Origin of the sequence: Providencia sp., from assembly GCF_003533305.1 — a bacterium.
In the GTDB taxonomy this organism is placed as follows: domain Bacteria; phylum Pseudomonadota; class Gammaproteobacteria; order Enterobacterales; family Enterobacteriaceae; genus Providencia.
Genome location: NZ_DOEH01000021.1, coordinates 1 through 14,898, shown reverse-complemented (window position 1 = coordinate 14,898; position 14,898 = coordinate 1). Strand labels below are relative to the sequence as shown.

General features: G+C 39.0%; 12 protein-coding genes. 9 read left to right on the top strand and 3 right to left on the bottom strand.

Translation table 11 applies throughout. From position 1 onward, the window contains the following. Nucleotides 1–29: 29 nt before the first annotated feature. Nucleotides 30–1,145, bottom strand: coding sequence for an AI-2E family transporter YdiK (gene ydiK, locus DD649_RS12580; RefSeq protein WP_294107384.1), 1,116 nt, complete (start codon nt 1,143–1,145; stop codon nt 30–32). Between the two features lie 305 nt (nt 1,146–1,450). Here ydiK and DD649_RS12575 point away from each other — a divergent pair, with 305 nt between their 5' ends. The 9 genes from DD649_RS12575 (at nt 1,451) to DD649_RS12535 (ending at nt 12,311) form a co-directional block, all read left to right on the top strand. Continuing rightward, nucleotides 1,451–4,525, top strand: a complete 3,075-nt coding sequence (locus DD649_RS12575) for an FAD-binding and (Fe-S)-binding domain-containing protein (protein WP_294107381.1) — start codon at nt 1,451–1,453, stop codon at nt 4,523–4,525. Beyond that, on the top strand, nt 4,503–4,919 hold the full coding sequence (locus DD649_RS12570; RefSeq protein ID WP_294107380.1) for a hotdog fold thioesterase: 417 nt from the start codon (nt 4,503–4,505) through the stop codon (nt 4,917–4,919). The genes DD649_RS12575 and DD649_RS12570 overlap by 23 nt, the downstream gene beginning before the upstream one ends. A 391-nt stretch (nt 4,920–5,310) precedes the next feature. After that, nucleotides 5,311–5,679: a Fe-S cluster assembly scaffold SufA gene (gene sufA / locus DD649_RS12565; RefSeq protein ID WP_294107379.1), complete on the top strand. Its 369-nt coding sequence runs from the start codon at nt 5,311–5,313 to the stop codon at nt 5,677–5,679. 15 nt (nt 5,680–5,694) lie between these two features. Continuing rightward, a complete protein-coding gene (gene sufB / locus DD649_RS12560; RefSeq protein ID WP_336430818.1) occupies nt 5,695–7,194 on the top strand; it encodes a Fe-S cluster assembly protein SufB in 1,500 nt (499 codons plus the stop codon). 45 nt (nt 7,195–7,239) lie between these two features. Continuing rightward, a complete protein-coding gene (sufC, locus tag DD649_RS12555; protein WP_336430817.1) occupies nt 7,240–7,986 on the top strand; it encodes a Fe-S cluster assembly ATPase SufC in 747 nt (248 codons plus the stop codon). Then, on the top strand, nt 7,961–9,268 hold the full coding sequence (sufD, locus tag DD649_RS12550; RefSeq protein ID WP_294107372.1) for a Fe-S cluster assembly protein SufD: 1,308 nt from the start codon (nt 7,961–7,963) through the stop codon (nt 9,266–9,268). Before sufC ends, sufD begins: the two co-directional genes overlap by 26 nt. Before the next feature lie 7 nt (nt 9,269–9,275). Beyond that, nucleotides 9,276–10,517 (top strand): cysteine desulfurase SufS, encoded by a 1,242-nt coding sequence (sufS, locus tag DD649_RS12545; protein ID WP_294107370.1) that lies wholly within the window; start codon nt 9,276–9,278, stop codon nt 10,515–10,517. 38 nt (nt 10,518–10,555) lie between these two features. Continuing rightward, entirely contained in the window at nt 10,556–10,972 is a 417-nt protein-coding gene (sufE, locus tag DD649_RS12540; RefSeq protein ID WP_294107368.1) for a cysteine desulfuration protein SufE, read from the top strand. 277 nt (nt 10,973–11,249) lie between these two features. Further along, nucleotides 11,250–12,311: a L,D-transpeptidase family protein gene (locus DD649_RS12535; RefSeq protein WP_294107366.1), complete on the top strand. Its 1,062-nt coding sequence runs from the start codon at nt 11,250–11,252 to the stop codon at nt 12,309–12,311. Between the two features lie 107 nt (nt 12,312–12,418). On the opposite strand, the gene DD649_RS12530 is transcribed toward DD649_RS12535, so the two are convergent. Together DD649_RS12530 and pykF are read right to left on the bottom strand one after the other, a co-directional pair. Continuing rightward, nucleotides 12,419–12,655: a major outer membrane lipoprotein gene (locus DD649_RS12530; protein WP_294107364.1), complete on the bottom strand. Its 237-nt coding sequence runs from the start codon at nt 12,653–12,655 to the stop codon at nt 12,419–12,421. A gap of 413 nt (nt 12,656–13,068) precedes the next feature. Beyond that, a complete protein-coding gene (gene pykF, locus DD649_RS12525) occupies nt 13,069–14,481 on the bottom strand; it encodes a pyruvate kinase PykF (RefSeq protein WP_294107362.1) in 1,413 nt (470 codons plus the stop codon). Nucleotides 14,482–14,898 lie beyond the last annotated feature (417 nt).

Genomic DNA, 14,898 nt, shown 5'->3' with positions numbered 1-14,898 from the left:
CAAACATGCTCTTATAGATTAATTAAAAACTATTTCTTAATCAAAAATTCTTGTTCAAGAAACTTTTCTGTTTCAGCTAAGTTTTCATTTGGAACTGCAACTTCATTCATCCATGCATTAAGTAAGCTATAGGATACAGCAAGTACGACAGGCCCAATAAATAAACCAATCATACCGAATGAGAGTATACCACCAATAACACCAACAAGAATGAGAACCATCGGTAAGTCGGCGCCCATTTTAATTAGCCATGGCCTTAATACACCATCCATTGTTGCCACAACAGCAGCCCAAACCGTGAGTATAATTCCCCATGTGTTATCGCCTGTCCAAAAGAGCCAAATAACGGATGGGATCATAATAAGAAGAGGGCCTAATTGAGCGACACAACAAATAAAGAGTAAAACCGTTAGGATGGCCGCAAAACTTATACCTGAAAGTGCTAATCCTATCCCGCCGACAATGGCTTGAACGAGTGCTGTCACGACGACACCAAGAGCAACTGCACGAATAGATTGCGCAGCTAATATCACTGCCGCATCACCACGAATACCAGCTAAACGAATAGCAAAATGGCGAATAGCTAACATGACGGCTTCACCTTTGAGATACAGCAAACCACTAAACAAAAGCATTAACATCAGGTGGAAAATAAAGCGACCCGCATTAATAGCCTGTATGGCAAACCATCCGGCAGCTTGTCCCAAATAAGGTTGTACTTTTGCTAATAGGGCGTTCCCGCCACTAGCTACTAGGCTGTGCCACGCATAGTAGGCTTTTTTACCCACCATTGGGATTTCGTTTAACCATTCTAAATTAGGTAGCGTTAAACTTGCAGGTGACTTTGCGATATCAAGTAAAGGGGAACTATTTTGGATAATACTACCAATAAGAATACCCAGTGGGATGACAAATAATAGCAATATTAATGAAACCATTGTTAATGCTGCTAACCAACGTTTATGCCACAACCGCGCTTCAATTTTTAGGAGTAAAGGCCAAGTGGCTATGACCATCATACCCGCCCAAACAAAACCAAGAATAAAAGGGCTAAGAACCCAAAAACAGGCTGCTATCATTAAAATAATCGATAGCAGGCCAAAGATTAGTTTGGGAAGATCCAAACGTTTTTGCGATTTTTCCATTAATGATTAATCCTTAACAAATGAAAATTCTGCAGGTGTATTGCTTTTTTAGGTGAAAATAACGTAATTATTTTTCACGGTTAAAAAAAAGAATATTGTGATATGGTTTATCACTGACAATGTCGTCGGCGGTTGTACTTTCTTTATGGGCTTTACGGGGCCACAAGGGTGTTTTTTATATACCTAGGCACCATTGTGCTACTTATAAAAAAGTTGTGCTAGTTAAAATAAAGTCTACTTAGAATTATTAAAGATAGTACATAACGAGTAATGCGAACACTAAACAAATAAGAGTCATCGTAATAATGATCCCGCGTATATCTGAAGCACCTCACCTAAGTAAATTAGTTATCGAATTTTTGCATCAATTGCAAGAGCAGGGTTTCACTGGCGATAGTGGTACAAGCTATGCTGAGCGTTTATCGATGGCGACAGATAATAGTATTTACCAGTTGTTACCACAAGCGGTTGTTTTTCCTCGTTCTAGTGCAGATGTACAGATTATCACCCGAGTAGCAGGGCAAGATAAATTCAGAGAGTTAAGTTTTACTCCTCGCGGTGGCGGGACAGGAACCAATGGACAATCCTTGACGGAAGGGATTGTGGTTGATATGTCGCGTTATATGAATAGAATCTTAGAGATAAACCCTGAACAAGGTTGGGTAAAAGTTGAGGCTGGGGTAATAAAAGACCAGTTGAATCAGTTTCTAAAGCCTTATGGTTATTTTTTCTCGCCAGAACTTTCGACCAGTAATCGTGCAACTTTGGGTGGGATGATTAATACGGATGCTTCAGGGCAAGGTTCTTTAGTTTACGGTAAAACGTCTGACCACGTACTTGGTGTTAAAGCGATGATATTGGGAGGCGACTGCATTGATACACGGGCTATGCCAATTGCACTCGCCCAAACGATTGCGTCAGAGGATTCGGTTGTTGGCCGTATCTATAAAACAGTGTTAGAACGTTGTTTAGTACAACGGCCTCTGATTGAAGCAAAGTTTCCTAAGTTAAATCGTTTTCTAACGGGATACGATTTACGACATGTTTTTAATGATGCACTTACTGAATTTGATCTTACCCGTATTCTAACCGGCTCAGAAGGATCACTAGCTTTTATAACGGAAGCAACACTTGATATTACGCCAATACCAAAAGCCCGCCGATTAGTAAATGTTAAATATGATTCATTTGAATCAGCCCTGCGTAATGCGCCTTTTATGGTGAATGCTAAAGCGCTTTCTGTTGAAACTGTTGATTCTAAAGTGTTGAATTTAGCTCGTGAAGATATTGTATGGCATTCGGTTAATTCGTTGATTACCGACGTTCCTAACAAAGAAATGTTAGGTTTGAATATTGTTGAATTCAGTGGTGATGATGTCGTTGAAATTGATCAATTAACCGATAGCCTATGTTTACGCCTCGATGACCTAATGGCAAATAATGAAGCAGGGATCATTGGTTATCAGACTTGTCATGACCTCGACGATATTACGCGTATCTATAATATGCGTAAAAAAGCAGTTGGCCTCTTAGGTAATAGCAAAGGGGCGGCAAAACCGATTCCTTTTGTCGAGGATACCTGTGTCCCACCAGAGCATCTTGCTGATTATATTGTTGAATTTAGAGCATTATTAGATAGTCATCAGCTGAATTATGGTATGTTTGGGCATGTGGATGCAGGGGTGCTGCATGTACGTCCTGCGCTTGATATGTGCGACCCAAAACAAGAAGTTTTAATGAAACAAATTTCAGATGAAATTGTGGCATTAACGGCTAAATATGGTGGACTTTTATGGGGCGAACATGGCAAGGGTTTTAGAGCACAATATAGTCCTGAGTTTTTTGGTGAAGAATTGTATGGCGAGCTACGTAAAATAAAAGCCGCATTTGACCCAGACAATCGTTTAAATCCAGGTAAAATTTGCCCACCAGCTGGACTTGATGCACCAATGAAGCAAGTTGATGCAATTAAGCGCGGAACTTTTGATAGGCAGATTCCAATTCAAATGCGTCAAGAGTTTCGCGGTGCCATGGACTGTAATGGTAATGGATTGTGCTTTAATTTTGATGTTACAAGCCCAATGTGCCCATCAATGAAAATTAGCGGTGAGCGTATTCATTCACCAAAAGGGCGAGCAACATTAGTGCGAGAATGGCTTCGTTTATTGTCAGAGCAAGGTGTTACACCTGAAAATCTCGAAAAAGGCATTAAACAAAATAAACCTTCGTTACGTGGCTTAATCGATAAAACTCGCAATTCTTGGCGAGCAAAACAGGGAGATTATGATTTCTCTCATGAAGTTAAAGCCTCGATGGCGGGTTGTTTAGCCTGTAAAGCGTGCTCAACTCAGTGCCCAATTAAAATTGATGTGCCATCATTTAGAGCTAAATTTTTAGCGCTGTACCATGGGCGTTATTTAAGGCCAATACGCGATCACATTGTTGCGAATGTTGAAGCAAGCGCGCCATTATTGTCAAAAGCACCTGCTATCTTTAATTTCTTTTTGCGTCAATCCGTTATTCAAAAATTGAGTGAGCGTACGATTGGCATGGTCGATTTGCCTTTATTTTCGCAACCTACTTTAAAACAAGAATTATCAGGGCATTCAGCAACCGCAGTGACACTCGAACAGCTCGAGAAGATGACGCCATCACAAAGAGAGCCGTATGTTTTAGTGGTACAAGATCCTTTTACTAGTTATTACGATGCCAAAGTGGTGGCTGATTTTATTAGACTAATTGAAAAAATTGGTTTGAAACCCGTGTTATTACCCTTTTCGCCAAATGGTAAAGCTCAACATATTAAAGGTTTTCTGGCAAAGTTTGCTAAAACAGCAGGTAAGACAGCCGATTTTCTTAATCGAGTCGCAAAGCTACAGCTTCCTATGGTGGGAGTCGATCCCGCATTGGTACTGTGTTATCGAGATGAATACCAAGAGATTTTAGGTAAAGAACAGTGTCAATTCACTGTTATGCTTGCGCACGAATGGTTAATAACTTTACCAGAACCCGAGAATACCAGTGAAATAGCTGGGCAACCTTGGTATTTTTTGGGGCATTGCACAGAGTCTACTGCATTGCCAAATAGTGCAAATCAGTGGGCTACATTATTTGCTCGTTATGGACAAAAGCTAACTAATGTCAGTGTTGGATGTTGTGGAATGGCGGGTACTTATGGCCATGAAATCGCCAATATTGAAAATTCAAAAGGGATCTATAATTTATCATGGAAGCCTGCATTAGATAAACTTCCTAAAGAACGTTGTTTAAGTTCTGGATATTCATGCCGTAGCCAGGTAAAACGTATGGAAAATACTATTATAAAGCACCCAATTCAGGCGCTGTTGGAGATATTTAATGATTTGGAGACGTCAGTTTAACTTGCAACAAATGTCAGAAATGGCAAAAGGCTGTATGTTAGGCCATCTTGGCATAGAAATAACCGCATTTGGCGACGATTTTCTTGAAGGAACAATGCCTGTTGATGAGCGCACTAAGCAACCTTTTGGGCTGCTGCATGGTGGTGCTTCAGTGGTATTAGCCGAGTCTTTAGGGTCTATCGCGGGCTATTTATGCAGTGAAGGTGAACAGCAAGTTGTCGGACTTGAAATTAATGCAAATCATATTCGTTCTGCACGAGAAGGGGTTGTGAAAGGGATTTGTCGACCGATTCATTTAGGGCGACGCCAACAAGTGTGGAATATTGATATTTATAACGAAAAAGGACAACTTTGTTGTACTTCTCGTTTGACCACCGCTGTGATTTCTGAGTAATAATATCGCCCTCAAGTTTAAATAGCTTGAGGGTATTCTGTTTGTTTTATTCTAAGTCTCATTCTAAGTTAATCACATTTTAAATTTTTATTGCGTTAATTAAGTTGTATAATTAATGCACCTTTATTAATTTGTGTCATTTAAGTGTATTTCTTAGTACAAAATCGAAATAAAAAGTCAACTTTATTTATCCTTTAATTTTTAATTGGTTACCACTTTATTTAACTGTATTTGTTCAAAAAACGAGCTCATAATGTATAAAAAAAGAACCGTGATAGCTATAACCTCTTAAAACAAATGGTTGAAGTACTATCGGTAATCATTACCATAGGGTAGACAGAGTTAATCTCTTGATAACAGGCTGAAAAGCCATGATAAATGTGGGGTCAATATGACTGACGGTGTAGAGACATTTTCATTTGATGAAAACAATTGGCAGGGTGTTAACCTGACCGATAGCGCTGCAAAACAAATTAAAAAACTGATGGTGAAAAACCCAAATACAAAAGGGCTTTCACTCGGCGTTAAACAGTCTGGCTGTGCAGGTTTTGGTTATGTATTTGAAATGATCGAAAACCCAACAGATAAACACCTACTATTTGAACTCGATGGTGCGCATCTTTATGTGCCAAAAGAAGCAATGCCATTTATTGATGGCACAGTCGTTGATTATGTCCAAGAAGGGCTAAATCAAATTTTCAAATTTAATAACCCGAAAGCGCAACATGCCTGTGGGTGTGGTGAAAGCTTCGGCGTTTAACATGTGAAATCTATTATGTCACAGAGCAATGTAGAAATTGGCGATGATGTCCAAAGTTGGCTTGATGACCAGCGCTATAAAGAAGGCTTTTTTACACAAGTCGCGACAGATGAAATGGCAAAAGGACTCAATGAAGATGTGGTCCGTGCTATTTCAGCAAAACGCAACGAACCCGAGTGGATGCTAAAATTCCGCCTTGATGCTTTTAATCATTGGAAAGGAATGGAAGAGCCACATTGGTTAAAAGCCAATTATCCTAATTTAGATTATCAAGATTACAGTTACTATTCTGCACCTTCGTGTGGTTCTTGCGATGATACTTGTGGTTCACAATCTGGTGCAACTCAAGCAACGGGTGTAACTGAAACGAATAACTATTTGACTGCTGAAATTGAAGAAGCATTTAATCAACTTGGTGTACCTGTACGTGAAGGTAAAGCAGTCGCGGTAGACGCTATTTTTGATTCAGTATCGGTTTCTACGACTTATCGTGAAGACCTCGCCAAACACGGCATTATTTTTTGTTCTTTTGGTGAAGCCATTCATGAGTATCCAGAACTGGTGCAAAAGTATCTTGGTACAGTCGTGTCTAGTTATGACAATTTTTTTGCTGCACTCAATGCAGCGGTAGCTTCAGATGGCACTTTTGTTTATATCCCAAAAGGTGTGCATTGTCCGATGGAGCTATCAACTTATTTCCGAATTAATGCAGCCAAAACTGGCCAATTCGAACGCACAATTCTTATCGCTGATGAAGGTAGTTATGTCAGTTATATCGAAGGGTGTTCAGCACCGGTTCGTGATAGTTATCAGCTTCATGCTGCGGTAGTTGAAGTCATCATTCATAAAGATGCGGAAGTCAAATACTCAACCGTACAAAATTGGTTTTCTGGTGGTGATAGCGAAGCTGGGGGGATACTCAATTTTGTAACCAAGCGTGCACTCTGTGAAGGTGAAAACTCCAAAATGTCGTGGACACAGTCTGAAACAGGCTCTGCGATTACATGGAAATACCCAAGTGTTATCTTAAAAGGTGATAACTCTGTAGGTGAATTTTTCTCTGTTGCACTGACTAACGGTAATCAACAAGCAGATACTGGTACAAAAATGATCCACATCGGGAAAAACACCCGCTCAACGATTATTTCTAAAGGGATTTCTGCCGGTAAAAGCCAAAATACTTATCGTGGTTTAGTCAAAATACTACCTAGTGCTCATAATGCTCGTAATTTTACGCAATGTGACTCGATGTTGATTGGTACACAATGCGGCGCTCACACATTTCCTTATGTGGAAGTGAAAAATAATACTGCTCATCTCGAACATGAAGCAACGACTTCACGTATAGGGGAAGACCAGTTATTTTACTGCTTACAGCGTGGAATTAGTGAAGATAATGCTATTTCTATGATTGTTAATGGGTTCTGTAAAGATGTGTTCTCAGAACTGCCATTAGAATTTGCGGTCGAAGCACAAAAATTACTGGCTATCAGTTTAGAACATAGTGTGGGTTGATCAAAACCAAGTTTATATGCGCTAAAGCGCTAAAGGCATGTTGATATGTTAAGTGTTAAAAATTTGCACGTTAGTGTAGAAGGTAATGAAATATTAAAAGGACTATCCCTAGAAGTTAAGCCGGGTGAAGTTCATGCGATTATGGGACCTAATGGTTCAGGTAAAAGTACTTTATCGGCAACACTTGCGGGTCGTGAAGAGTATGAAATCGATAGCGGCGAAGTGACGTTCAAAGGTAAAAACCTATTTGAATTAGATCCTGAAGAACGTGCAGGTGAAGGTATCTTTTTAGCTTTTCAATATCCAGTAGAAATACCAGGTGTTAGTAATCAATTCTTTTTGCAAACTGCGGTCAATGCAGTGAGAGAATATCGTCAACAAGAAGCATTAGATCGTTTTGATTTTCAAGATTTTATTGAAGATAAAATTGAATTACTTGATATGCCACAAGATTTACTGACTCGTTCAGTCAACGTCGGCTTCTCTGGCGGTGAAAAGAAACGTAATGATATTTTGCAAATGGCGGCACTTGAGCCTCAATTATGCATATTAGATGAAACTGACTCAGGTCTCGATATCGATGCATTAAAAGTGGTTGCTAATGGTGTCAATTCACTGCGCACGCCTGAACGTTCATTTATTATTGTGACTCACTATCAGCGTATTTTAGATTATGTAAAACCTGATTTTGTTCACGTGCTTTATCAAGGAAAAATCATCAAGTCAGGTGATTTCAGTTTAGCGAAAAAACTGGAGGAGCAGGGTTATGGCTGGCTTATTGACCAACAGTGATAAAGCAGAAAAACGTGCTAAAGTTGTTGCTCTTAATGAGAAAGCAATGGCACGTTTTACCGCTTTGTTCGAACAACGCTTAGGTGCAAATTCTCAACATGCTAAAATCCATTGGGATATAGCGCAAAAAATAGGTTTACCTGTTTTTCGTCATGAAGATTGGCACTACACGCCATTAGATAAGCTGTTAAAAACAGAATATTGTTTTAGTGAAGCGAGTCTTATCGAGCAAGAGTGTGAAGCACTTGCATTACAGATTGATGCATATCGTATTGTATTAATTGATGGTCGATATAGCTCGGCGCTTAGCTCAATTGATGTCGGTCCATTCCAAGTTGCCTTATTGGATAATCAAGACTTGTTGCCGGATGCTATCAATAGCGAAATATTTTTGCATTTGACTGAAAGCTTAGCAATACAGCCACTCGTGATCCATCTTGCAGCAAATGAAATTGCTGAAAAACCACTTTATTTATTAAATATATCAAGTGGTAATAGTGATGAACAGGCCGTGAATACGAGTCAATACCGTTATCACATAACGGTAGGTGCAAATAGTAAAGCTCAGGTCATTGAACACTTTGTGAGCTTAAATGAAAACACTCACATGACAGGTGGGCGTCTTACGGTTGAAGTGGGTGATAATGCACAATTTGACCACTATAAGCTCAATATAGAGAATGGCCAGTCACAGCATTTTGCGCATAATGATATTATTGTGGGTCGTGACTGTCAGGTAAAAAGCACCAGCTTTTTACTGGGCTCACTGCTTTCTCGTAGTCATACAAGTGCTCGCCTTGATGGTGAAAATAGTGAACTTGAACTCAATAGCTTATTATTACCAAAGGGTAATGAGATAGCTGATACACGTACATATCTTGAACATAACAAAGATCACTGTAATAGCCGCCAATCTCATAAAGTCATTGCGATGGACAGCAGTAAAGCAGTCTTTAATGGCATGATTAAAGTTGCACCAGCTGCACTTAAAACAGATGGTCAAATGAGTAATAATACTTTGTTATTAGGCGAAAAAGCAGAGATCGATACTAAACCTCAACTTGAAATCTATGCGGATGATGTAAAATGTGGGCATGGGGCAACGGTCGGGCGTATTGATGATGAGCAGTTGTTTTATTTGCGTTCAAGAGGTATTGATGGGAAATCGGCTAAGCATATGATTATCATCGCATTTGCAGCAGAATTAACAGAATCCATTGCATCTGAAGAATTAAAGCAAGCGGTGATGAAGAACATTCGCCAACGCTTAGCGGAGGTTTAAGACCACTATGTCATTTAATGTAACCGCTGTAAGGCAGGATTTTCCTGCTTTATCTCAATCTGTGAACAATCACCCACTAGTCTATCTAGACAGTGCTGCTAGTGCACAAAAGCCATTGCAGGTAGTTGAAAGAGAAAGTGAATTTACTTTACATCAATATGCGGCGGTTCACCGTGGAATTCATACGTTAAGTGCTAATGCAACGACAATGATGGAAGAAGTTCGCCAGAAAGCGGCGAATTTCATTCATGCTGCTTCGAGTGAAGAAATTGTTTTTGTTAAAGGAACGACTGAAGCGATCAATTTAGTTGCTAATAGCTTTGGACGTCAGTATTTACATGAGGGGGATAATATTATTATCACCCAAATGGAGCATCATGCGAATATTGTTCCTTGGTTTATGTTATCTGAATCTATTGGTTTTGAAATTCGTGTTTTACCCGTTTCTGATTGTGGCAAACTTGAAACGGGGAAACTCAATGATTTAATTGATGAGCGTACCCGTTTATTGAGTTTCACTCATATTTCTAATGTATTAGGTACCGTTAATCCTGTACAAGATATTATCAAGCATGCACGTGCAATTGCATTATCTAAAAAAAATACACAATTAAAGGTGTTAATTGATGGTGCGCAGGGTGCAATGCATCAACAGGTAAATGTGCAAACGCTAGATTGTGATTTTTATGCTTTTTCTGGTCACAAGCTTTATGGTCCCACAGGAATCGGTATTTTATATGGTAAAAAAGCACTACTAGATGCCATGCCACCTTGGGAAGGCGGCGGTGCGATGATCCGACAAGTCAGTTTGACCAAAGGTATTACTTTTGCAGATGCCCCGTGGCGTTTTGAAGCAGGGACACCCAATGTTAGTGCAATTATTGGGTTAGGTGCTGCATTTGATTACTTAACTGCTTTGGGAGTGGAAGATGCGTTTGCTCATGAAGCTAATGTCATGGCTTATGCTTCTGAAAAACTTAAAGATGTACCATCAATAATATTATATGGTAATGATCAGCGTGAAGGTGTTCTTGCCTTCAATTTAGGTCAGCACCATGCTTATGATGTTGGTTCCTTTTTAGATCAATACGGTATTGCTATTCGTACTGGTCATCATTGCGCTTTGCCCCTCATGGAGCGCTATAATGTTCCGGCGATGTGTCGTGCTTCGGTGGGAATTTATACCACTAAAGAAGAAATAGATTCTTTATTCAATGCATTACAACGCGTAAAAAAATTGTTAGGCTAGACATTATGAATGTTTAGATTTTAGTGAAGGAAAGAAGTATGCCTGCGTTACCCGATGAACAAAAACTGTTACGTAATTTTGCACGCTGCCACAATTGGGAAGAGCGCTATCTGTATATGATTGAGCTGGGCGGGTCTTTGCCTGAGTTAACGATAACACAAAGAAGCGATAGTAATCTTATTGCTGGTTGCCAAAGCCAGGTGTGGATTGATATGCAAAAGCAGTCCGATGAGACGATTTTATTTGCAGGTGATAGCGATGCAAGTATTGTTAAAGGGTTAGTCGCGATAGTGATTATTCTTTTTCAAAATAAAACGGCACAACAAATTCTAGACGTTGATGTGAAATCATTTTTTCATCAATTAGCACTTGAGCAACACTTAACACCATCACGTACTCAGGGGCTAAATGCCATGATCCGCACTATTTTGGCTCGCGCTAACGAACTCGTATAATATATTGTTGGGAAACAACTTTTGTTTCCCTCTTTGATTTTATTTTCAATTCCCTCTCAATCTTAATGTCTATCTTACCTACCTTTAGTTCATTGTCTTTGTTACTAAGAATTATCATTTTATTGCGTAAAAATACTAGGTTGAATATTATTAGCTAACTAAAATATTTATTAAGTATTAAAGATAGGAAAAATAGTTGCTATTATGTTCAACTATCTTTGAGTTCAATGGTTACTAAATTAATGTAACAACACTATTTTCTTTGGAGTAGGTAGGTATGAAGACAGCTTTGACGGTGGCAAGTTTGCTTGTCATGAGTGCATTAATGGCTCCGGCACATGCAAAAGAATATCCATTACCAGATAGCAATACGCGCCTAATCGGGGAAAACTTATCTTATGTTGTACCAAACGATGGGCGTTCTTTAGAAGCAATAGCGACTGAGTATGAGATTGGTCTGCTGGGTATGTTAGAAGCCAACCCAGGAACTGATCCTTATTTACCTGAAGCAGGTAAAGAGCTGATTATTCCTGCACAGATGTTATTACCATCGACGCCGAGAACAGGTATCGTGATTAACTTAGCTGAGCTGAGATTATATTATTATCCGGAAAATAGCGAAGAAGTCATTGTTTATCCTATTGGGATCGGCCAATTAGGGCGTGATACACCAGAAATGGTTACGTCAGTTAGTCAATCAATTAAAGACCCAACATGGACACCGACTGCTAATATCCGCAAAAATTATGCCAAAGAGGGTATTACATTACCGGCGGTTGTTCCTGCTGGCCCTAAGAACCCAATGGGGCTTTATGCATTACGTCTTTCTTATGGTCGTGGTGAATATTTAATCCATGGAACCAATGCTGACTTTGGTATTGGAATGCGCGTAAGTTCAGGTTGTATTCGTTTAAGACCAGATGATATTGAAGCACTATTTAAGACTGTACCAAAAGGAACTCGAGTCCAAGTTATTGATCAGCCCGTGAAATATTCTAAAGAAGCAGATGGAAGTCTCTATATTGAGGTACATCAGCCACTTTCGAGAAAAGACAGTGATGATCCACAAACGATGCCAATCAAGATCTCTGCTGATTTCCAGCGTTTTTTAGAGAATGAAGGTATTGACAGGGGATTAGTAGAAAAAGAGCTTAAAAGGCGTTCTGGGATGCCTGTGAGAGTAAATAATGATCAAGGTACAACTGAGCCTACGAATGATGAGATTAAAAACTATCCTGATTTAACACCGATCGAGCCATTTTCTATTTCACAGCCACAGCCTGTTTATGAAGAAAAAATCGGCGCGCTATTACCTTCAAAGTATAAATCATATCAATAGTTTTATATCGTTAGCTTAACTAGCACAAAAATTAAGGGCCTATTTAATATAGGCCCTCATAAATATTAGCTTTGAAGAAGCTTCTTTCTAGCTAAAACGAGTTCGACTTATTTTTTGTAAGTACGGACTTGGTTGTCTAGACGTTGGTTTGCACGTGCTGCTTCTTCTTGAGCTGTTTGAACGTCAGAACGTAGTGACTGAACATCGTTGCTTAGTTGATCAACTTTACCATTCAGAGTTTGTACGTCTGAAGAGAGCTTTTGCACGTCAGTGCTGTTAGAACAACCCGCTAGTAATGCTGAAGCTAATACGATAGAGCCCAGTACAATTTTAGTACGAATCATTATTTTACCCTCTAGATTGATTTATATTGAAAATATAAAAAGTAAGCTACCAACTAATAATTCTAAGCAAAAATCTTAAAACTATCAATATCCCTTTAAAACAACCTAATGAAAATTAGGGTATGGCACTCACTTAGTCTTATGCTAGTACGTAATTTAAATATTTGCTAGAAATACTTTATATTTAGCAGTAGGAAAAAGAGGAAAAACTTAAAATTAAATTAAGAAAGGTTATTATTTAACCAAGGTGAAATCATTTTGTGATATCAAACTTAAATAATCTATCACTATTTGTATCTGTTCTGTTGGAAAGTGGATAGTTAGTTTAAAGCAACATTTAATGTCAATTATAAATAAAGAAGCCCCGTGACTATTTTATTAATCACGGGGCTTTGATTATTTTATTGTGTTAATTATAGAACGTGAACAGATGAAGTATTCGTTGTACCACTTTGTACTAACGCACCTGAAACCATAACTACCGCATCACCAGCAACTGCAAGGCCACTTTCAAGTGCCGCACGTTTACCTTCGCGATAGAAATCATCAGTCGATGTGAAACCACCAACAATCATTGGGATAACACCTTTCACTAATAATAACTGGCGTGCAGTTTCTTCGTTTGTGGTTAAAGCCAAAATAGGCGCAGTTGGGAAATATTTACGAATAGATTTCGCTGATTTACCACCAAAGGTAGCAACAACAATCAGAGGTGCATCTAATTTCTCAGTGATTTCAACAGCACCACGACAAACCGCTTCCGTTACACGCAGGCGTTGGCTTGGCTTTTGGCTATCAATGCGAGTTGGCATTACACGGTCAGTACGTTCACAGATTGTTGCCATGATAGTCACAGCTTCAATTGGGTATTTACCTTTAGCACTTTCACCTGAAAGCATTACTGCGTCTGTACCATCTAAAATGGCATTAGCAACGTCACCAGCTTCAGCACGAGTAGGGCGTGGATTTTTGATCATAGAGTCAAGCATTTGTGTCGCAGTAATAACTACTTTACGTGCAGCAACACATTTTTCGATCATCATTTTTTGAGCGAAAATAACTTCTTCTACTGGAATTTCAACACCTAAATCACCACGTGCAACCATGATGCCATCTGAAGCTTCTAAGATTTCATCAAAATTGTTTAAACCTTCTTGGTTCTCAATTTTAGAGATAATTTGAATATTTTCGCCACCATGTTTTTTAAGATGAGCGCGAATCTCTTCAACATCAGAACGTTTACGAATAAATGAAGCGGCTACAAAATCAACGCCTTGCTCACAACCAAAGACTAAGTCTTCTTTATCTTTTTCTGCAAGTGCAGGTAAACCAATTGAGACACCCGGTAAGTTAACACCTTTTTTCTCACCCAAATCACCATTGTTTAATACTTCACAAATGACATCAGTGGCGGTGACTTTGATAACTTTCATACCAATCAAGCCGTCATCGACTAAAACAGTATCACCCACTTTAAGGTCAGTGGTTAAGCCTGCATAAGTCACTGCAACTTTGTCTTTATTACCAATTACAGAGGTGTCCGTTGTGAAAGCAAAAGTTTGACCGGCAACAAGAGCAACATCATTTCCGCCTTCCAATTTCATGGTACGGATTTCTGGGCCTTTAGTATCGAGTAAGATAGCCGCTTGTTTACCTGTTTTTGCACAGACTGAGCGAAGATTTTTGATACGTTGACCATGTTCTTCAAAGTCACCGTGGGAGAAATTTAGGCGCATAACATTCATGCCTGCGTCTAAAAGTTGAGTCAATTTTTCTTCTGATTCGGTTTTTGGGCCGATGGTACAAACAATTTTAGTTTTTTTCATGGCAGTCTATCTAAAGGTTATAAAGGAAATCGGTATTGCCGCCGACACTTAAAGCGCAAGATAGAACTTGTTGCGCAACTCATTTATAAGGATAGGCGACAGTCTGGTGTTTAATGCATATTTATTTCAAAAATGTCTCATTTAGATTCTAATTATAGTGTAGCAGACATTTTTATCAAAGCTAACATACTGATTTAATAATGATGAAACCATTCAGCAGCGATGAGTATTATAGACAACAAAAAACTGTGATACAAATCAAATTTTATGAAATTGATTAAAGATCTATTTCAGATCAAGTAACCGTGTGATTTTGCGGAAATAAATTTGTTGCGCAACAAAACAGGCTAAAAATATAAGCAAATAAAAAGGGTAATTTATAAGGGAAGAAACGAATGGTGCGTCCGAGTAGACTCG

Bases quoted from the DNA above. Each gene is read 5' to 3' on its own strand.
- sufA (WP_294107379.1), top strand. From the start codon at position 5,311: ATGACTGACGGTGTAGAGACATTTTCATTTGATGAAAACAATTGGCAG.
- sufD (WP_294107372.1), top strand. From the start codon at position 7,961: ATGGCTGGCTTATTGACCAACAGTGATAAAGCAGAAAAACGTGCTAAA.
- sufC (WP_336430817.1), top strand. From the start codon at position 7,240: ATGTTAAGTGTTAAAAATTTGCACGTTAGTGTAGAAGGTAATGAAATA.
- ydiK (WP_294107384.1), bottom strand. From the start codon at position 1,145: ATGGAAAAATCGCAAAAACGTTTGGATCTTCCCAAACTAATCTTTGGC.
- DD649_RS12575 (WP_294107381.1), top strand. From the start codon at position 1,451: ATGATCCCGCGTATATCTGAAGCACCTCACCTAAGTAAATTAGTTATC.
- pykF (WP_294107362.1), bottom strand. From the start codon at position 14,481: ATGAAAAAAACTAAAATTGTTTGTACCATCGGCCCAAAAACCGAATCA.
- sufS (WP_294107370.1), top strand. From the start codon at position 9,276: ATGTCATTTAATGTAACCGCTGTAAGGCAGGATTTTCCTGCTTTATCT.
- DD649_RS12530 (WP_294107364.1), bottom strand. From the start codon at position 12,655: ATGATTCGTACTAAAATTGTACTGGGCTCTATCGTATTAGCTTCAGCA.
- DD649_RS12535 (WP_294107366.1), top strand. From the start codon at position 11,250: ATGAAGACAGCTTTGACGGTGGCAAGTTTGCTTGTCATGAGTGCATTA.
- sufB (WP_336430818.1), top strand. From the start codon at position 5,695: ATGTCACAGAGCAATGTAGAAATTGGCGATGATGTCCAAAGTTGGCTT.
- sufE (WP_294107368.1), top strand. From the start codon at position 10,556: ATGCCTGCGTTACCCGATGAACAAAAACTGTTACGTAATTTTGCACGC.
- DD649_RS12570 (WP_294107380.1), top strand. From the start codon at position 4,503: ATGATTTGGAGACGTCAGTTTAACTTGCAACAAATGTCAGAAATGGCA.